The 18834-nt window shown below is 35.9% G+C and carries 16 protein-coding genes; 8 read left to right on the forward strand and 8 right to left on the reverse strand.

From position 1 onward, the window contains the following. The first annotated feature begins 82 nt into the window (after nucleotides 1–82). Nucleotides 83–2290 (forward strand): ATP-binding protein, encoded by a 2208-nt coding sequence (locus EG342_RS17260; RefSeq protein WP_103292563.1) that lies wholly within the window; start codon nucleotides 83–85, stop codon nucleotides 2288–2290. A 2-nt stretch (nucleotides 2291–2292) separates the two neighbouring features. After that, the gene (locus tag EG342_RS17265) at nucleotides 2293–2922 is read left to right on the forward strand and encodes a response regulator (protein WP_103292562.1); all 630 of its coding nucleotides are present in this window, start codon (nucleotides 2293–2295) and stop codon (nucleotides 2920–2922) included. A 261-nt stretch (nucleotides 2923–3183) separates the two neighbouring features. On the opposite strand, the gene EG342_RS17270 is transcribed toward EG342_RS17265, so the two are convergent. Continuing rightward, nucleotides 3184–3750: a hypothetical protein gene (locus EG342_RS17270; protein ID WP_103292561.1), complete on the reverse strand. Its 567-nt coding sequence runs from the start codon at nucleotides 3748–3750 to the stop codon at nucleotides 3184–3186. A 132-nt stretch (nucleotides 3751–3882) separates the two neighbouring features. Further along, nucleotides 3883–4956 carry a resolvase gene (locus EG342_RS17275; RefSeq protein WP_103292676.1) on the reverse strand — a complete coding sequence of 358 codons (1074 nt, stop codon included), beginning with the start codon at nucleotides 4954–4956 and terminating at the stop codon, nucleotides 3883–3885. Between the two features lie 157 nt (nucleotides 4957–5113). Between EG342_RS17275 and EG342_RS17280 the strand changes: the two genes are divergently transcribed. Continuing rightward, nucleotides 5114–5674 carry a ligand-gated ion channel gene (locus EG342_RS17280; RefSeq protein ID WP_103292560.1) on the forward strand — a complete coding sequence of 187 codons (561 nt, stop codon included), beginning with the start codon at nucleotides 5114–5116 and terminating at the stop codon, nucleotides 5672–5674. Between the two features lie 175 nt (nucleotides 5675–5849). On the opposite strand, the gene EG342_RS17285 is transcribed toward EG342_RS17280, so the two are convergent. From EG342_RS17285 to thrS, 3 genes are all read right to left on the reverse strand, one after another. Then, on the reverse strand, nucleotides 5850–7421 hold the full coding sequence (locus EG342_RS17285; protein WP_103292559.1) for a T9SS type A sorting domain-containing protein: 1572 nt from the start codon (nucleotides 7419–7421) through the stop codon (nucleotides 5850–5852). A gap of 195 nt (nucleotides 7422–7616) precedes the next feature. Then, complete coding sequence (gene infC / locus EG342_RS17290) at nucleotides 7617–8117, reverse strand: translation initiation factor IF-3 (protein ID WP_185097810.1); 501 nt, start codon at nucleotides 8115–8117, stop codon at nucleotides 7617–7619. A 155-nt stretch (nucleotides 8118–8272) separates the two neighbouring features. Continuing rightward, nucleotides 8273–10192: a threonine--tRNA ligase gene (gene thrS, locus EG342_RS17295; RefSeq protein ID WP_103292558.1), complete on the reverse strand. Its 1920-nt coding sequence runs from the start codon at nucleotides 10190–10192 to the stop codon at nucleotides 8273–8275. A gap of 450 nt (nucleotides 10193–10642) precedes the next feature. Between thrS and EG342_RS17300 the strand changes: the two genes are divergently transcribed. Continuing rightward, nucleotides 10643–11617: a dipeptidase gene (locus tag EG342_RS17300; RefSeq protein ID WP_103292557.1), complete on the forward strand. Its 975-nt coding sequence runs from the start codon at nucleotides 10643–10645 to the stop codon at nucleotides 11615–11617. Nucleotides 11618–11771: 154 nt separating this feature from the next. Here EG342_RS17300 and EG342_RS17305 read toward each other — a convergent pair whose 3' ends face one another. Further along, nucleotides 11772–13316 (reverse strand): hypothetical protein, encoded by a 1545-nt coding sequence (locus EG342_RS17305; protein WP_103292556.1) that lies wholly within the window; start codon nucleotides 13314–13316, stop codon nucleotides 11772–11774. Between the two features lie 148 nt (nucleotides 13317–13464). Between EG342_RS17305 and EG342_RS17310 the strand changes: the two genes are divergently transcribed. The 4 genes from EG342_RS17310 to leuB all read left to right on the forward strand — a co-directional run bounded on the left by EG342_RS17310 (nucleotide 13465) and on the right by leuB (nucleotide 17937). Then, nucleotides 13465–14628 (forward strand): 2-isopropylmalate synthase, encoded by a 1164-nt coding sequence (locus EG342_RS17310; RefSeq protein WP_103292555.1) that lies wholly within the window; start codon nucleotides 13465–13467, stop codon nucleotides 14626–14628. A 30-nt stretch (nucleotides 14629–14658) separates the two neighbouring features. Further along, complete coding sequence (leuC, locus tag EG342_RS17315; RefSeq protein WP_103292554.1) at nucleotides 14659–16047, forward strand: 3-isopropylmalate dehydratase large subunit; 1389 nt, start codon at nucleotides 14659–14661, stop codon at nucleotides 16045–16047. 176 nt (nucleotides 16048–16223) lie between these two features. Further along, on the forward strand, nucleotides 16224–16832 hold the full coding sequence (gene leuD / locus EG342_RS17320; protein WP_103292553.1) for a 3-isopropylmalate dehydratase small subunit: 609 nt from the start codon (nucleotides 16224–16226) through the stop codon (nucleotides 16830–16832). Next, nucleotides 16813–17937 (forward strand): 3-isopropylmalate dehydrogenase, encoded by a 1125-nt coding sequence (leuB, locus tag EG342_RS17325; protein WP_103292552.1) that lies wholly within the window; start codon nucleotides 16813–16815, stop codon nucleotides 17935–17937. The genes leuD and leuB overlap by 20 nt, the downstream gene beginning before the upstream one ends. 93 nt (nucleotides 17938–18030) lie before the next feature. Here leuB and EG342_RS17330 read toward each other — a convergent pair whose 3' ends face one another. Beyond that, entirely contained in the window at nucleotides 18031–18216 is a 186-nt protein-coding gene (locus EG342_RS17330) for a hypothetical protein (protein ID WP_103292551.1), read from the reverse strand. Between the two features lie 12 nt (nucleotides 18217–18228). Beyond that, nucleotides 18229–18834 carry a DUF4230 domain-containing protein gene (locus EG342_RS17335; RefSeq protein ID WP_103292550.1) on the reverse strand — a complete coding sequence of 202 codons (606 nt, stop codon included), beginning with the start codon at nucleotides 18832–18834 and terminating at the stop codon, nucleotides 18229–18231.

The raw sequence follows: 18834 nt of genomic DNA on the forward strand, positions 1-18834 counted from the left end.
GATGTATTGAAATCGATTAACCGGTATTTTACCTATATTTGCGTTCTTTAGGATAATACAATTTAAAAGAGATAAGGGTTTGATGTACAGGTTGTTATTTATGTTTGCTTTCCTGATGGGTTCGTTTTTTGCGCAGGCACAAGATGTTTTAAGCAAATTGGAAAAGGAATATAGTCATGCTTCAAACCAAACCACAGAGCAATTGAATCTGGCTCCCAAATATGCTACAGCTTTATTTTTCCATAATTTAAAATTAAAATCCTATCAGATTTTAGAAACTAACATTTCCATCGCAACAAAACAGAACGATGGCAGGTATGCCACTATTTTATATGCTGTGCAAGCGATGAACTATCGGCTTGATAATAAACAGGCTGAATCATTCAAAAGCCTGGAAATGGCGAAGCAGTATAGTGTAAAGACGAACAGTAACGAGGCTAAAGGCTACTTTGAATATGCCAGGGGCTGGATTTTAACACGTAATAATAAAACAACCGATGCCGTTGCTACTTACCTGAAAGCAATTAATTATTATGAAAATTCCCCAACGACTTCTACATTGTATGGGAGATTTGGGAATGTAGCCAAAGAATTATCTACTATTTATTCCAACCTGAATGAATATCAGTTGGAGGAAAAATACAGCAAGCAGTTTTTGCTGTTGGCATCCAAACAGCACGATCCCAATCTTATCTTCGACGCCTATATGCGGATGGGATACGTGTACGAACAAAAATACACCCAGAATCCTTCGAATATAGATTTTAGAAATAGGGCAGAGCAATATTATCTGCAGGCTATTACGACTTTTAACAAAAATAAGGAGACTATGCTTAACAAGACCAGTCTTTCTTATGCGGCTATTAATTTAGCTAATTTGTATACCGGTTTTAATAGAGAGAAGGCGATGAAATATGCCGAATTAGCCAATAAAGTGAGTCTGGAAACCGGTGATGCCATACATATTGCATCATCATTTGGAATTTTAGCTGAGCTGGCCGCACAAAATAAAGATTACGATTTGGCTAAGTCTTACTTTCTCAAAGCGTCCATGGAAATTGGGAAAAGCCCTGTCAGAGATCATAATATAGAATTATCCATTCTCGAATCATTATCCCAAATTAGCGAAGAGCAAGGCAATTATAAAGAAGCCCTGACGTATTATAAAAGCTATGTTGATAAATACAAAAGCGTTTACGATCAGGAAAAACTTGACATTACCAAGAAATTAGAATCACAGTTTGAGAAAGAACGACAAGAACAAAAATACATCAAGCTGCAGCTCGAAAGTGATAAAAAAGCACAACAAATTAAGCTGATCAACATTCTTCGTGCACAACGTGAACAGGTTTACAACAACTTAAAACTGGTCGAAGAAAACCAACGTGAACGACTCAAGTTTTCAGAACTTGAATCGGAGAAAAAAGAACAGCAGCTTCGCTTGGCAAAGCTGGAAACCGAGCAAAAAAACAATGATATTAATAGCTATAAAAAGCTGTTGGCATTCAAGGAAAAGATCAATACCTATTATATTATTTTTATTGTCATTTTTATTGTTTTAATCATCTTATTGTTATACGCCTTTAAACAGCGTGCAAAGTCGATGAAGCAAAGGGATGAACTGCATGTTCTGGCCATTGATAAAGAGAAGCAGAATTCAAAAATATCTACCCTTACTGCATTGCTTGAAGGGCAGGAGCAGGAGCGTGGCCGCCTTGCCCGCGACCTCCATGACGGATTGGGAGGTTTGCTTTCGGGAACTAAACTTCAGCTGTCTATTTTAGATCCTCATCAATCTGAAAATATTGAAGAAGGCATTTCAAAATCGATTGGCCAGATTGATGGTGCTGTAGAAGAATTGAGACGTGTAGCACATAATTTAATGCCTGATTTATTAATAAAATACGGTTTGGAAGCAGCCATCCGGGAGTTTGCCACCCGCATTTCCAATAGCGGACTGGAGATCCACACCGAATTTATCAATTACAGCCATTCTTTATCACAGGAAAAACAATTGATCATATACAGAATTATTCAGGAACTGGTCAACAACACCATAAAACACGCGGATGCTTCTGAGGTGATTATCCAGCTGAGCGAAGAAGAAAATGCAGTAAATCTTACGGTAGAAGACGACGGTAAAGGTTTTGACCATACCAACTTAGAAGTAAGAAAAACTGCAGGTTTTCATAATATAGAATCAAGAGTCCAGTTTTTAAAAGGAACGATGAACATCACCTCCGAATTAAATGTTGGGACCAGTATAGAACTTCAAATTCCTATCCATTAAAAATGATAAAAGTAGCCATAACAGACGATCATCCGCTTCTATTAGAAGGACTGAAGAATATTTTAGGAAACAGCGATACCATAGATGTGGTAGATTGTTTTAAAGATGTTCCAGAAATGAATGCAGGTCTGGCAAAACAAGATATTGATATATTATTGCTTGATATCAATCTGGCAGATACCAACAGCATCGAAATCATAAAACCTTTAAAGAAAAAGTACGGAAATCTCCAGATTATTATGCTGAGTGTTCACAATGAACTGCCTGTTATAAATAGTACGCTGGCTGAAGGTGCTTTAGGATATATTCAGAAAAATGCTTCCGTTTCTGAGATACTGGAAGGTATTAAGACGGTCTACGCTGGTCAACGGTTTGTATGTTCACAGACCAGATCGGTTTTGGAGAAAAAATCAGCAGATGGATTAAAGCATGTTCCAAAATTAACTCGAAGGGAAAAAGAAATTTTAGCCGAAGCAGCGAAAGGGCTTACCACTAATCAAATGGCGGAAAAGCTTTTTATCAGCCCACATACCGTAGAAAGTCACCGGAAAAATCTGATTGAAAAATTTCAGACTTCCAATCTTAGTTCAGCCATTAAACTGGCTATAGAATATGGATTAATCATAGAATAGAGTATTTATGAAATCTTCGAATTTGAAAAAGGCCAAAGAATTTAAACCATTAAGAAAAATGAAGATTTTAAAGGTAAGTTAAGCTGCATCAAAGATGAATTTAAGATAATAGCCTTATCTGTTCCTTTAACTTTTCTTATCTTCTTAAAAATCTTAATGGTTTAAAATAATTTCGAGATTACCTTTATCCAGCAAAAAGGTCTGCTTACATCGTAAAAGCAGACCTTTTTTATATAAAATTAAAAATTAGGTGTTTTTTATTTAATCTCTGAATCTCAACGTACCTCGAAACAGGTTTTTCTTTCCTGTTAAATCATATTCGTCGTTATATACAGGCTCATACATCAACAGGTACACTCGTCCGTCAAAATCCTTTAAATTGATTGGCTGATCCACCATGATATCATAGAATCTTGTAATAGTACGGGTAGCAGTCCATTGTTTTGAGTTACCTTTTGGGGTTTTATCAAATCTATGATCTTTAGCGTCGGTATAATACCAGTACGAAGGCGCCGAATCCATCAGAAACATTTCTTTGTCCTTGTTGTACAATTCTTCCGCCATACCTGTACTCTGAAACCATGGGACTTCAGTGTTGAAAAGACCCAAAGCTCCGGCATAAATATCTTTATTTGTAGTGGCTCCCACTAGAAAACCTTCAAGATTTGCAGAGGTTATTTCAAACAGGAAGGGAGCTTTTTTAAGGTCATAAACATCGTTTACCGGCTCAATTACTTTTCCGTCTTGTTTAATAACTACTTTTAACGATTGTGCAAAAGTAATCAGACTTAGTAAAGAAAACAGGAGGGTTAAACTTATTTTTTTCATTGTATATCTTTAAATAACTGCTGCAAAGATATCAGACTTTACCACTCCAAACACTGGCTGGTTTCAGGGGTTTTTATCTTACTACTTTTCCTAATGGGGCCAATTACTATAGGGGTTATAATATTTTTTTGTTCAAATCAAATCAGCCTTCAACTTAATTTTTATAAATGCTGTCTTTTGCTTTTTACCATTTGAAGAAGCTGAATTAAGAGGGTAAACTTCTGCGTAAAAGGTATCATTATCAGTCCAGAATGCTTTTTTATCATCGGCGATTTTAAAATTGGTGAAATTCACGTAGAGAAGATTTTCCTGTTTTCTGGTTTGGGGTAAATATTTAGTAATAACAAAATTACTTCCCGCATCATTATTGGATGAGATGTATGTTACCCAGCTCTTAGTAGGAAGAATTTGTGGATAGCCCTGTGTACCCAATTCAAACATGACTGCATTTTTTATATTGTAAAAAGAATAAAACAAATCTACGGTTTCGTTAGTGTTTTCTTTGAAAACTTCCAGGTTTAAGAAAGATGAGCGCCCTACATATTCATTAGCAAGCGGTCCCGTTTCTGTAGATATATTTTCATGTTGGGTGATGATCCCTTTTCTATTATTTTCTGTGTATACCCAGTTATCATCCTGCAGCTTTATATTCGGATTTTTTACCAATGCTTCACCAATACGATTTTTTGAGTTTGCCTTAAATTCTTGTTCTGAAATCTCAGCAATGGTACCAAATTTCTTAAAAGATTTTTCCTTAAAATCGGATGATTCTTTAAAGGTGCTGCTTCTGATCTCATAAAGATCTACGCCTTTTAATGTCAGGTCAAATGCAGCGGTGAATTCTGATTTTAAAACAAAAGCTTCAATACTGTTCGAAATATTATTATTGATGCTGTAATGAATAGAGTAGAAGTCCTCAAACTCTTCAAATCCATAATAATTATCGAATTTATTATAAGCCATTTTTAAATGAGCGGCATCTTTATTCGGAGCCACAAAAAACTGTATAGAATCCCGCTTGGTAAATAACTCAAAGGGTACATCCTGCACATTATCTACGCCTTTTATTTTTTTGAAATCGGCTAATGTTATGGTTTTCTGTGTAACTTCAGTTGTCGGTTTGCCGGTTTCTGATGTTTTTTCTTTCGGATTGCATCCTACAAAAATAATCATGGATGATATAAAGAAGTGAGATAGGGGTTTCATTTTACTATTTTTGTCAAAGGTATCCGTATTCACAGCATTGACCAACAAAACGGTGTAAAATAGGGGATAAATGGCTGAAATCAGGGATATATTAAACAGCCCGTTTTATACAATTTTACAAAAGATAAATTAAGTATAGAAAATTATTTAAAATTAAATGAAAAATATAATAACCAGCCTTTCAGTGGCAATAGTTTTATTTGTTTCCTGTTCACCCTCTACAGAGAAAAAAGAGAAAAAAGTAGATTCTACGGAGATAAAAGAAAATTCTGTTTCTACACCAGCTCCGGTGAAGGATACTACATCAAAATCAGAAGTTCCGGGTGATCTTTCGTCGTTGGTTCCTGTTGATTTATTGGATAGCAAAAGTACAAATGTATACGAAAAATATGGGTTAGAGTTCTCTGGAAACTGCTATTCATGCGATTTGGCAAGCTTATCCGTAACAAAGAAAAAAATAATATGGACCAATGTTTGTGATGAAAAAGATACTTTTGAAATAAATGATTTCTCTTTTACAAACGAAGGAAATAAAACTATTTTAAAAACGCCGGAAGGAACTTATATTGTAACGAAAATAGACAAAGCTCCTGTGTATGAAGTGGTCTTAGAAGGCCAAAAGCTGGAGATGAAAAACAAAAGAATATCAAGATATTTTACCACCAAAAAAGCCTTATCTCTTTTCAAAGAGCATGATTGTGGTGATTTTGAGGGATAAAACTTTTCCACGAAGACACACCATGTAATTAGTTCAAATGAGGTGCTTTTCCGCATAGTAAATTATAAGGTTAATATCCAAAACGAAAAAAGTTCTCTACAATGTGTAGAGAACTTTTCCGTTTTAACTTTATTTTGAAAAAATCAAAGATACTAATATCTTTAATTTTGAGTTATCAGTTTTTAATAAACTTAGAACTATGGGTGTCTTTTGTATTTTTTACCTGGATAATGTAGTTTCCGTGTATCAATTCAGAAACATCAATACCTTTTTTCCCATCTACATTATCTTTTGATAATACCAGTTTCCCGTTAGTATCATAGATCATTACTTTTCCTTCGGTATTGAATTTTAAAATATCCTTTACAGGATTAGGATAGAATGATACATCCTGTTGAGTAGGAGCAGCTTCTTTAGTAGATAAGTTGCTGGAAGTATTTTTAAACTTTACAATAGCCGTTTTGATAAATGAGTTGGTTGCGGCGTTTTTAAGATTTGCACTTACATAGATTTCTGTCATATCAGAATTGGTTCCTGCATCTACAAAGGTCTCAAAAGCTGTAGGGTCAATATCATGTACGACATAGCCATTTGTTCCAAATGAGCTGTCTAATGTTCCATCGGTATTAAAACGCGCTAAAAATAATTCTTTATCCTGAGTGGTCGTAGAATTGATGATATAAGTTGTGTTCCCCGCCAGCAAGATTTTACCATCCGGCTGTATGAACATTTTTCTAAAAGTAATTTTATAGTTGGTGATAGATGAAAAAGCGGCAGAAACATCCAAATACCCCGTAAAATTAGTATTGCCAAAAGAGTAGTCTAAATTGCCATACTTATCCGTTTTATAGATTCGGTAGTAGTACAATGACGATCCATTATTATAAGAATTGTCTACAGCAATCGTATAAAGGTTATCCTGTGCATCCAGCTGATAATCTACACCAGCGTTGCTGCCACTATCTGAACCCTTAGAAGCATAAAAATTAAAATTGTTATCCTGACCGCCCTGAGAAGAATACTTTGCTACAAATGCCATTGAACCCTGTCTATGGCTAACACCTGAATTATTATTAATTTTATATAAACCACCACCAACAAAGTAGCTTCCATCAGAAGCTTTAAGGACTTTTGCGGCGCCTGTACCCATATGAACTCCCGTACTACCGGTTACTGCAGGGATGTACACCGGTGAAATGGAAAAGCCTGAAGTACCTGTTTCATTTTTTAAAACCACAACACCACGACCTCCCATATAATATCCGTCACTTGCCAGAATAAAAAAAGAATTACTGTCGTTGTTATTAGAAAGGTGAATACCCGGCTTCTCCAGACATGGGGAACACCCTGAATTGTTAAAGTCAATACCATTATTTGCTGAAGTGCCAAAAGTGGTATCTGTAGTGCCGTCTGAATTTAGTCTTTTTACTCTGGTAGTATACAAGCTGTTGGCTTCCTGCGTTAGCAACTTTCCATTAGAGTATAGAAATATACTGCTATAAGGGTTTGGATTTGAAAAAACACCCATTGTACCAAAAGTAGGATCTAAGGTACCGGTATTCGTTAGTTTTTTTACTTGGTTATTAACCATTAAAAAAACTTTGCCATCATTTGTGACCTGGATATTAGGGGCACCACTCGGTGCATCATAACGTACTCCGTTATTGCCAAAAGTTAGATCTACCTGCCCACTTTGTCCATAGAATGAGCCAGCTGAAAAAAATGCTAGAAATAGTAAATGTCTCATGAATATTATAAAATTTTAGTTTTCGGGTTATTAGTTGGACGCAAAAATATGAATTTTTTTGAGTAAAATGGTGAATGTAAAACAAGTATTTGCAAGAAGAGACTAAAATGTTTTTTTAGCTTTTTCAGGACGAGAAAAATGCATAAAAAAACCTCAAATCACTTTGAGGTTTTTTTATATTAAATAACGATTGAATTATTTTGCTGGTTTTTTAGGACTCATCATCATAATCATTCTCTTTCCTTCAAGCTTAGGAAGCTGATCTACTTTACCAACGTGCTCTAATTCCTGAGCCAGTTTTAAAAGCAAGATTTCTCCCTGATCCTTAAAGATGATCGAACGTCCTTTAAAAAATACGTAGGTTTTCAATTTAGAACCTTCTTCAAGAAACTTTTCAGCATGCTTTTTCTTAAATTCATAGTCATGGTCGTCTGTCTGAGGTCCGAAACGGATCTCTTTTACTACCACTTTTACTTGCTTTGCCTTAAGTTCTTTCTGCTTTTTCTTTTGCTCATACAAGAATTTTTTATATTCTAATATTCTTGCAATAAAAGGTTCTGCTTTATCAGAAATTACTACTAAATCCAATTCCTGATCCGCAGCAATTTGTCTTGCTTTGTCAATTGGATAAATTCCTGGCTCTACGTTATCGCCCACCAAACGAAGCTCTCTCACACGAATTTTATCGTTGATCAAGTGTAAGTCCTCTTGTACCGGACGTCTTTGTGGGCCCCTGTTGTTAAATCTTTGTGCTATTGTATTATAATTTTATTGGTTAACTTTCTATTTTTATTGATACTTCAGAGATTTTTAAATAAATAACCTCTGAATATTTCAATGTTTTATTTTTCTTAAATGGCTGCTTCCTTTTTAAAGTAAGCCACGAAATCTTCCAGTTTCATCACTCCAAGATCTCCTTCTCCACGTCTTCTTACAGAAATCGTGCCTTCTTTCTCTTCATTTTCCCCTACCACAAGCATGAAAGGAATCTTTTTCAATTCAGCATCACGGATCTTTTTACCCGTTTTCTCATTTCTGTCATCAATCTGACCGCTAATATCGTGATTTTCCAAAAATTGTGAAACTTTTTTTGAATAATCTACATATTTTTCACTGATCGGTAGAATAATAAACTGATCAGGGCTTAACCATAGAGGGAAATCTCCTGCAGTATTTTCTAGCAAGATTGCTATAAAACGCTCCATAGAACCAAATGGCGCTCTGTGGATCATAACCGGTCTGTGCTTCTCATTATCATTTCCGATATAATGAAGATCAAATCTTTCCGGTAGGTTATAGTCTACCTGAATCGTTCCCAGCTGCCATTTTCTTCCCAACGCATCCTTCACCATGAAGTCTAATTTAGGACCATAGAATGCAGCTTCGCCGTATTCAATAACCGTTTTTAAACCTTTCTTCTCTGCTGCATTGATGATGGCGCTTTCAGCTTTCTCCCAGTTCTCATCAGATCCGATATATTTTTCTCTGTTTTCAGGATCTCTTAATGAAACCTGAGTTACAAAATCTTCAAACCCTAAAGATTTGAAAACATAAAGCGTTAAATCAATTACTTTTTCAAATTCTTCAGAAAGCTGATCCGGAGTACAGAAAAGGTGAGCATCATCCTGAGTAAATCCACGAACTCTCGTTAAACCGTGAAGTTCTCCACTTTGCTCATATCTGTAAACAGTACCGAATTCTGCATATCTTTTAGGCAAATCTCTGTAGCTCCATTGTGAAGTCTTGTAAATTTCACAGTGGTGAGGACAGTTCATAGGCTTCAACAAAAACTCTTCTCCTTCGTTCGGCGTTTTGATCGGCTGGAAGCTGTCTGCTCCGTATTTATCCCAGTGTCCGGAAGTTACATACAATTCCTTTGACCCGATATGCGGAGACATTACAAATTCATACCCTCCTTTTTTCTGAGCATCAGAAAGGAAATTTTCCAGTTTTCTTCTTAAAGCAGTACCTTTTGGCAACCATAGTGGTAACCCGGCACCTACTTTTTCAGAGAATGCAAAAATTCCAAGTTCTTTACCTAATTTTCTGTGATCTCTTCTTTTAGCTTCTTCTAATCTTTCAAGGTATTCAGTTAAATCTTTCTGCTTAGGGAAAGAAATACCATAAACTCTTGTCAACTGAGGATTCTTTTCGTTTCCTCGCCAGTAAGCTCCGGCTGCATTTAAAATTTTAACCGCTTTTACAATTCCAGTGTTTGGAATGTGCCCACCACGACATAAGTCTGTAAAGTCATCGTGAGTGACAAAAGTGATTTCCCCGTCATTCAGATTGGAGATCAATTCTACCTTATAAGGGTTATCTGCATATGTTTTTAAAGCTTCTTCTTTTGAAACAGGGTATAGAGAGAATGTTGATCCTTTTTTTGCATTTTCAAGAATCTTCTTTTCAATCTTCTCAAAATCCTTTTCAGATAAACTTTCGCCACCGAAATCTACATCATAATAGAATCCGCTTTCAATTGCCGGACCGATGGTCAACTTAGCATTAGGATAAAAGTCAAGGATCGCCTGCGCCAAAAGGTGGGCGGAAGAGTGCCAGAAAGCCTTCTTTCCAAGATCATCATTCCAGGTCAAAAGCTGTACCGTAGAATCCGTGGTTATAGGGGTGGTCGTCTCTACTTGTGTACCGTTTACAATTGCGGAAATGGTATTTCTAGCCAATCCCTCGCTTATCGATTTTGCCACATCTAGAGGAGTAACTGCTCCTTCGAATTCTTTGACACTATTGTCTGGAAGTGTAATTTTTATCATTGTTTACTAAGAAATTTTAAGATGCAAAAATACGCATTTTTTAGATAATATGCTATATTAACCTGTATTTAGAATGATAATTAATACAAAAAATAAGAAATATTTTAAAGTGGAGAACAATTGATTTTTATAAGAGGTTGTTTTAAATAAATAATGCTAAGTTTTTGAGTGCCTGTAAGTAGAATGATTAAAACCGGATTTCTCAGATCTGTTTCCGATGAAATAGGGAAAGAATGATAGATATTTTAAATTTCATCAACTCATTATAATTATGAATTTAATCCGCCAATAGTAGTACTTTAAGACTTTTAAAATCATTAAATAACAGTTGGCAGAATTATTCAGAAAAACGACAATATAAAGAGGTTGTAAAAATCTTTTCTTAGATTTCTGAGCCTGATTTTGCTGATCTAAAATAAAGAACCGGAATAAAAATTTAAATTATAATTCATGAAGAATACAATCAACATTGATCTGCACTGTGATCTTTTATATTATATGTTGAACCCTGATGCAACGATCGATGATAAAGAAATAGGCTGTTCTTTACCTTATTTAAAAGAAGGAAACGTAAAGCTTCAGGTGATGGCGATCTATGCCGGAACAGGAGCCAACAGTACTAAGTATGGGCTACAGCAAAGTCAGTTATTTTCAAAACTGATTAAAAATGATCAGTTTTTTCTTTTTAACAAGGACAATTATACTATTCAGGAAAATGAAAATCGGGTAGGAGTTATTGCTTCCATTGAAAATGCATCTGCTTTTTGCGATGAAAATGAAATTCTGGACTCCGGGTTTAAAAATTTGGAAACGATTATTGAAAATACTCAAAAAGTACTTTACATTGGGATTACCCACCATTCAGAAAACCGTTTCGGAGGAGGGAATAATGCTACAGCAGGTTTAAAGGATGATGGAAAAGTCCTGCTCGACTATATTGCAGATAAAGGAATAGCAATCGATCTTGCCCACACCAGTGATCAGCTGGCACATGATATTTTCAATTATATTGATAAGAAAGGATATTCGATTCCGATTCTGGCCAGCCACTCCAATTACAGGGCGATTTATAAGAATAACCGGAATCTTCCGGATGAACTGGCTAAAGAAGTCATTAAAAGGAAAGGATTGATCGGCCTTAATTTTATTAAAGATTATATCGATCTGGAACATCCGGAAAGGTTGTATGAACATATTCAGTACGGACTTGATCTTGGAGGTGAAGATTGCATAGCCTACGGAGCCGATTATTTCTACTGGAAGGAACATCCGGAAACATCCCGTCACCCGTTCTTTTTCCCTGAACATTCTGATGCTTCAGTATATCCTGCCATCAATAGGGAAATTGAAGAAAGATTTTCAGCAGAACTGGTAGAAAAGATAAGCCATAAAAATGCTTTACATTTTATAGAAAGAATCTGGTAATAAACTGATTGTAGTTTGTGATAAAATAGCTTGATAATATTGTTTAGATTCGTGCGGAATGACAATATGAATTGGTATCACCTTATTTTGTGAACTAACATTCTATTGTCATTCCTTAGGAATCCGGACTCTTAAAATCAATTTCAGAGATCTATTAACTTTTCCTTTTATACTTCACTTTTTGTTTGATAATTTCAATCACATCTACATTTTGAACTTTAGATTTTATCCAACCGTGAATGTCAATATAAAATAATGATCTTCTGTAATATTCATTATTAGAAAACTCTTCCAGTTTTTGGTCAAAAGTTTCAAATGCTTTCTGCTGCTGACTTAACACCTCGTTATTAAGATTTTTAAAAAACTGAATGCTCTCAAAATGAAAGTCTTCCGGTTTTTTCATCTTTTTGGCGAATTTCAGAGTAGAAGCAACGAATTCATCATAATCCTCATCATTTCCGGATTCATGTTTAGCCATTAAGATCAGAATTCTGGTGTGAAAAAGCAGATCTTCCTGCACATTTCCTTTCGACTCAATTACCCTCATGCAATACTGGATCGTTTTTTTATACATTTTACTGCCAAAAAACATTGCAGCCATCTTAAGATATAAAATCATAAAGTGGTGTTCATCAATTCTCTCCCGAAGTCTTTCCATTTTCAGCTCAATTTCGGGAATAAGCTTTGTTCCGGTGAAAAATTCACCCTTTACAAAATGAATATTCATCAAGGTATTGGAATACGTAAGGAAAATCAGTGACTGAAGGTTTTCATTTTGAGAAAAGCTTTCTGCATGCACCGTTTTGCTGAAGTTTTCAAAATGTTCTTCAAGAATATCGATATTCCCATACAGGAACAAAATTTTCAGCAGATAGGTGTTCCCTTTGATATACCAAACCGGATGGCTGAAGATCATTTCCGGCTTTTTATGAAACAAATCTACCCATTGATAGGCATACTTTAACGTGTATTTATAATCCTGAAGAAGCTGGTTCTTCCATACATGAGCTTTAAAATACCACAGTTTTTCAGTGAAATTTAACTTATCAAACTTAATTTTTTTAATCTCATCATTAAAAATTTCCAAAACTTCTTCTCTGTCACGGTCATTTTTTACATAGCCATGAGTAAGCATTTCGCTGTATAATTTCAGAGAAAGATTGGAGAGTTTGGTGGTATAAGTATTTTGTTTGCTAAGCTCCTGAGATTGTTTGATCAGTTCATCAGCACGCCCTTCAATACTTCGTGTAATAAATTGTGATTCAATTACTTTCTCAAGGTCAATAACCTCGGAAGCGATACTTTTTTCATCGAGTTCAAGCGCATCTTTTTTTGTCTTATCCAATATTTTTAAAGCCTGCTTATACAATCCTTTCTGGTATAAAATATTGGCAAAATCGAGTTGCTCCCGAAGTTGAATTCTATAATTCTGATGACTCGGGTTCATACGGAGGCTTACCAGAATTTGTTTATACAAATGGGCTTTCAGGTTTGAAAGTTGCTGTTTCGTTGAAATTTTTTTCTCAATGATAATGCTTTCGTCATATTCTTTCATCCGGTCCATTTCAGAAAACAAGAGGAGAAACTTGGCATCTACATTGATTCCGAGACGATTGACATATAACTTAAACTGACGTTTTTCAGAGGTGGTCAATGACTTTACCAATACAAACAAAAAATCTTTCTGCAATTCTGCCATTGTAAATTTTTGGAATTTAAATGTTTAATTATCAAATAAATACAGCTATTTCTTTAACGGTTGAATATTGTAATTTTCAAAAAAGATGAAAATGAAAAAATATTACAAGCTGTAGTTTTGGATCAAAATTAAGTAAAAAACTTCATTTATGAATTCCGAAAAAATTGAAATTTTTGATACCACACTGAGGGATGGAGAGCAGGTTCCGGGATGCAAACTAAACACGGAACAGAAACTGACTATAGCTGAAAGGCTGGATGCGCTAGGGATTGATATCATTGAAGCAGGATTTCCAATTTCCAGTCCGGGAGATTTTGAATCTGTTTCAGAAATTTCAAAACTCGTGAAGAATGCTACAGTTTGCGGATTGACCAGAGCCAATAAAAAAGACATTGATGTTGCTGCTGAAGCTTTACAATTTGCAAAAAAACCGAGAATACATACGGGAATCGGAACTTCTGATTCTCACATCAGATATAAATTCAATTCAAACAGAGAAGATATTATTGAACGCGCTGCTGAAGCTGTAAAATATGCAAAAACTTATGTAGAGGATGTTGAATTTTATGCAGAAGATGCTGGGAGAACAGATAATGAATATCTGGCTCAGGTTTGTGAAGCCGTCATTAAAGCAGGTGCCACTGTCTTGAATATTCCTGATACCACTGGATATTGCTTACCGGAAGAGTATGGCGAGAAGATAAAATATCTGAAAGAAAATGTAAAAGGAATCGAAAAAGCGGTACTATCCTGTCATTGTCACAACGACCTGGGCTTGGCAACAGCCAATTCAATCGCCGGAGCGATCAATGGAGCCCGACAGATCGAATGTACGATTAATGGTCTTGGAGAAAGAGCCGGAAATACTGCTTTGGAGGAGGTTGTGATGATCCTGAAACAACATAAAGATCTGAATCTTCACACCGATGTCAATTCCAGAATGCTGAATGAGATGAGTTTGATGGTTTCTGATTTAATGGGAATGTCTGTTCAGCCTAATAAAGCGATTGTTGGTGCTAACGCCTTTGCCCATAGCTCAGGGATTCACCAGGATGGAGTGATTAAAAACAGGGAAACTTATGAAATTATAGACCCCGCTGAAGTAGGAGTGAATGCATCTTCCATTATCCTTACGGCAAGAAGTGGCCGTTCTGCGCTGGCTTACAGGTTTAAACATATCGGATATGAAGTAACCAAGAATGAACTTGATTATCTGTATCAGGAATTCTTAAAAATAGCAGATATGAAAAAGGAAATCTGCAATGATGATCTCAGCCTGATTATGACTGCTTTCAACAGGAAAATAGGATAAGGGTTTGATTTAAATCAAGATAAAAGTAAAATGAATAAAGATAGAAAGACACTTTTTGATAAAGTTTGGGACGCTCACGTGGTAGAAACGATTCCTGACGGTCCACAAATTATTTACATAGACAAACACCTGATTCACGAAGTAACCAGTCCACAGGCATTTGCAGAACTTGAAGCCAGAAATCTGGAAGTATTCAGACCTGAGCAGATTGTAGCAACGGCAGACCATAATGTGCCTACTTTACATCAGGAAGAGCCGATTCGTGATGAATTATCGAGAAATCAGGTGCAACAACTTACGGAAAACTGTACAAAAAATCATATCGAGCTATTCGGTTTAGGGCATCAATATCAGGGCATTGTCCATATTATTGCTCCCGAACTGGGAATAACTCAACCCGGAATGAGCATAGTGTGTGGAGATAGTCATACCTCTACACACGGCGCTTTCGGAACAATTGCTTTCGGAATCGGAACAAGCCAGGTGGCACAGGTATTTGCCAGTCAGTGCCTGTTGCTTAACAAACCTAAGTCGATGAGAATTACAGTAAATGGTAAGTTGAATGAAAATGTTCAGGCCAAAGATGTGATTCTTTATATCATTTCAAAAATAGGAACTGACGGCGGAACAGGATATTTCTGTGAATATGCCGGAAATGTATTTGAAGAAATGTCGATGGAAGGAAGGATGACCGTTTGTAATATGAGTATTGAAATGGGTGCCAGAGGAGGAATGATAGCTCCTGATGCCATCACCTTTGAATATGTAAAAGGAAGAAAATTTGCACCAGAAGGTGAGGAGTGGAACGAGAAGCTTGCTTATTGGGAAACTTTAAAAACCGACGAGGGAGCAGAGTTTGATAAAGAATTAAGTTTTGATGCCTCAGATATTTATCCGATGATTACCTATGGAACCAATCCCGGAATGGGAATTTCAATCCGTGAGGTTATTCCGGTTCCACAAAGTGAATCCGAGGAAAAGGCATTGCGATATATGGGGTTGGAAGCAGGACAATCGCCTTCCAATATTAAAGTCAATTACGTATTTATAGGGAGCTGTACCAATGCGAGAATAGAAGATTTCCGTTCTGCAGCTCAATATATCAAAGGGAAAAGCAAATCCGAAACAGTTAAAGCTTTAATCGTTCCCGGTTCTCAACAAGTTGTGAAACAGATTTATGAGGAAGGATTGGATAAAATTTTTAACGAAGCAGGGTTTCAGATCCGTCAGCCCGGATGTTCTGCCTGCCTTGCAATGAATGATGATAAAATTCCTGAAGGTGAATATTGTGTATCCACATCGAACAGAAACTTTGAAGGAAGACAGGGGCAGGGTTCAAGAACGATTCTGGCGAGTCCGCTTACCGCAGCAAAAGCCGCTATAGAAGGCAGGATCTCAGCTTTTGAAAATTTAAACTAAAGTTTTAAAAATATATTTTAACCACAAAGACATAAAAGGTCATGACACTTAAGTAAGAAAAGTTATCATTGAATCGTATAAAAGATCACTTAAGCTTTTTGAAAATCTCTGATTTTTCTTAAGTGAACTAAAGTGTAAAAAAGCCTTTGTGGTTTTAAATCCAACAAGTAAAATACATGCAAAAATTAGTTATCATAAAATCTACTGCAGTTCCGTTGCCGGCAGAAAATATAGATACCGATCAGATTATTCCGGCGAGGTTTCTGAAAAGTATCGACAGGAATGGTTTTGGAGAAAATCTGTTCAGAGACTGGAGGTATAATATCCATACCGGAGAACCAAATCCGGATTTTGTATTGAATAATCCTAAGTATGAAGGGGAAATTTTAGTAGCAGGAAATAATTTCGGATGTGGAAGCAGTCGTGAACATGCTGCGTGGTCTTTAACGGATTATGGTTTTAAGGTTATTATTTCCAGTTATTTTGCCGATATTTTTAAAGGGAATGCTTTAAATAATGGTCTTCTTCCTGTAAAAGTCTCCGAAGAATTCTTAAAAGAGATCTTAGAGGGAATTACTGAAAATCCCGATAATCAGATTGCTATCGATGTAGAATTGCAATCTATTAGCTTTAAAGATACCACTGAAACTTTTGAGATCGATTCTTATAAAAAAATATGCCTTTTAAACGGCTATGACGATATTGATTTTTTAATCAGCAAAAAACAGGCGATCACAGAGTTTGAACTAAAAACACAAAAAACAAATGAGCGACAATTATTTTAAAATTGCAGTCCTTCCCGGAGATGGGATTGGCCCGGAAATTATCAGCGAAAGCATCAAAATATTGGATGTAATTGCTGAAGTATTTCAATACAAATTTCAATTCAATTATGGATTGATGGGTGCTGAAGCTATTTTCAAAACCGGAAATCCACTTCCGGAAGAAACTTTAAAAATATGTAAAGAATCTGATGCCGTTCTTTTCGGAGCAATCGGAGATCCTGTCTTTGATAACAATCCAGAGGCTAAAGTCAGACCTGAACAGGGATTATTAAGACTTCGTAAGGAATTGGGTTTATTTGCAAATCTTCGTCCTTTGAAAACCTATGCATCACTGATTGAAAAGAGTCCACTTAAAAGAGAGATTATTGAAGGAGCCGATATTCAGATTTTCAGGGAATTGGTAAGCGGGATTTATTTTGGTGAAAAATTTACAGATCCTGAAGGCGAATATGCTTACGACGTATGCAAATACAGCCGTGAAGATATTCTTCCGATTGCGCATATGGCATTTCAGGAAGCACAAAAAAGAAATAAAAAGCTGACGTTGATTGATAAAGCCAACGTATTGGATACTTCAAGGTTATGGCGAAAGATTTGCCAGGAAATTGCTCAGGAATATCCGGATGTTCAGTTGGATTATATGTTTGTAGATAATGCCGCAATGCAGCTGATTCTTAATCCAAAACAATTTGATGTTATTTTAACAGAGAACATGTTCGGAGATATTATTTCTGATGAGGCAAGTGTCATCGGTGGTTCCATCGGGCTGCTTCCATCGGCATCCATTGGAGAGGGAAATGCTTTGTTTGAGCCTATTCACGGTTCGTATCCACAGGCAAAAGGTAAAGGAATAGCCAATCCTATTGCATCCATTCTTAGTGTGGCAATGATGCTGGATCATCTTAATTTGAAACAAGCTGCCGATAAACTGAGACAATCCGTAGAGCATGCTATTGAAAATAAATATGTGACTATTGATCTTAACAGTAAGCAATACTATTCAACCAGTGAAGTAGGAAGCTTTATTGCAGATCATATTAAATATTCAGAAAAGTCTTATTATAATTTCGAGAATGTAAAAATCGGAAAATCAACCATTGTATAGGTACAAATTTAGTTCACTTAGATAGATAGTTAGAGAAAGGTTCTGCCTCGTGAGAGACAGAACCTTTCAATTTTATTCTGTAATAAAAGTTATTTATTCTTTCGTATTATCCGTTTTTCCTGATTTATTTTTAGAAGACTTTTGAACATCTTCTTTATCAATGTCAGGTGGGTTGCTCTTTTTCGATGAAGCAGGAATATTCTGGAAATCCTGATTTTGCTTTTTAGTTTCTGCGCTGTTGGCAGATTCTTCTTTTTTGTTCTTTCCTTTTGAGTCCATTGCTTGAATTTTTTAGAGTCCGAGAATACCGATCTTTCCGGTCTTATCTTCTATCTTATAATTCAAAGCCTTTGCCAAAACGAAAATATTATCAAGGTTTTCCATTAATTGTTTACGTCCTTCACTTCTTAGCTGATTTTGATCAATAGATTTTACTGCAGCATCTTTAGCTTTCTCCGTTACGCTTTTAATGTCTTTCTCCGAAATTCTGTTAAAAAAAGAATCATCCAGAGACTGAATTTCAACGCTGGGTGTAATTCTTATATCTGCATCGGGAAGCTCAGTGATAACCAGTTTTTTGTTGATGGAATCTACCTCGATCTTCATTTTATTAAGATCATACGAAACCTGTGCATTGGTTTTTGTATAGGTAATGATACTGTTGCTGGACACTTCGTTCCCGAAAACTTCATAGCCCATTTTGGTCTTCTGCATGCTGGACGTATTCTGTTCCATCACTACCATCTTATTCATTTTGGAAATCTGGTTGGTCAGAATATAATAATCTGATTTTTCCGTTTTTCCGCCAAGATTAAAACAGGATTTCACACCAAAAAACAAAAGCAATACTGCTCCTGCACCGGCTATAAATGATAGGATAACTTTATTATTTCTCAA

Origin of the sequence: Chryseobacterium lactis, assembly GCF_003815875.1 — a bacterium.
Taxonomy (GTDB): Bacteria; Bacteroidota; Bacteroidia; order Flavobacteriales; family Weeksellaceae; genus Chryseobacterium; species Chryseobacterium lactis.

Coding starts and splice junctions, on each gene's coding strand:
- EG342_RS17260 (WP_103292563.1), top strand. CDS start 83: ATGTACAGGTTGTTATTTATGTTTGCTTTCCTGATGGGTTCGTTTTTT.
- EG342_RS17265 (WP_103292562.1), top strand. CDS start 2,293: ATGATAAAAGTAGCCATAACAGACGATCATCCGCTTCTATTAGAAGGA.
- EG342_RS17270 (WP_103292561.1), bottom strand. CDS start 3,750: ATGAAAAAAATAAGTTTAACCCTCCTGTTTTCTTTACTAAGTCTGATT.
- EG342_RS17275 (WP_103292676.1), bottom strand. CDS start 4,956: ATGAAACCCCTATCTCACTTCTTTATATCATCCATGATTATTTTTGTA.
- EG342_RS17280 (WP_103292560.1), top strand. CDS start 5,114: ATGAAAAATATAATAACCAGCCTTTCAGTGGCAATAGTTTTATTTGTT.
- EG342_RS17285 (WP_103292559.1), bottom strand. CDS start 7,421: ATGAGACATTTACTATTTCTAGCATTTTTTTCAGCTGGCTCATTCTAT.
- thrS (WP_103292558.1), bottom strand. CDS start 10,192: ATGATAAAAATTACACTTCCAGACAATAGTGTCAAAGAATTCGAAGGA.
- EG342_RS17300 (WP_103292557.1), top strand. CDS start 10,643: ATGAAGAATACAATCAACATTGATCTGCACTGTGATCTTTTATATTAT.
- EG342_RS17305 (WP_103292556.1), bottom strand. CDS start 13,316: ATGGCAGAATTGCAGAAAGATTTTTTGTTTGTATTGGTAAAGTCATTG.
- EG342_RS17310 (WP_103292555.1), top strand. CDS start 13,465: ATGAATTCCGAAAAAATTGAAATTTTTGATACCACACTGAGGGATGGA.
- leuC (WP_103292554.1), top strand. CDS start 14,659: ATGAATAAAGATAGAAAGACACTTTTTGATAAAGTTTGGGACGCTCAC.
- leuD (WP_103292553.1), top strand. CDS start 16,224: ATGCAAAAATTAGTTATCATAAAATCTACTGCAGTTCCGTTGCCGGCA.
- leuB (WP_103292552.1), top strand. CDS start 16,813: ATGAGCGACAATTATTTTAAAATTGCAGTCCTTCCCGGAGATGGGATT.
- EG342_RS17330 (WP_103292551.1), bottom strand. CDS start 18,216: ATGGACTCAAAAGGAAAGAACAAAAAAGAAGAATCTGCCAACAGCGCA.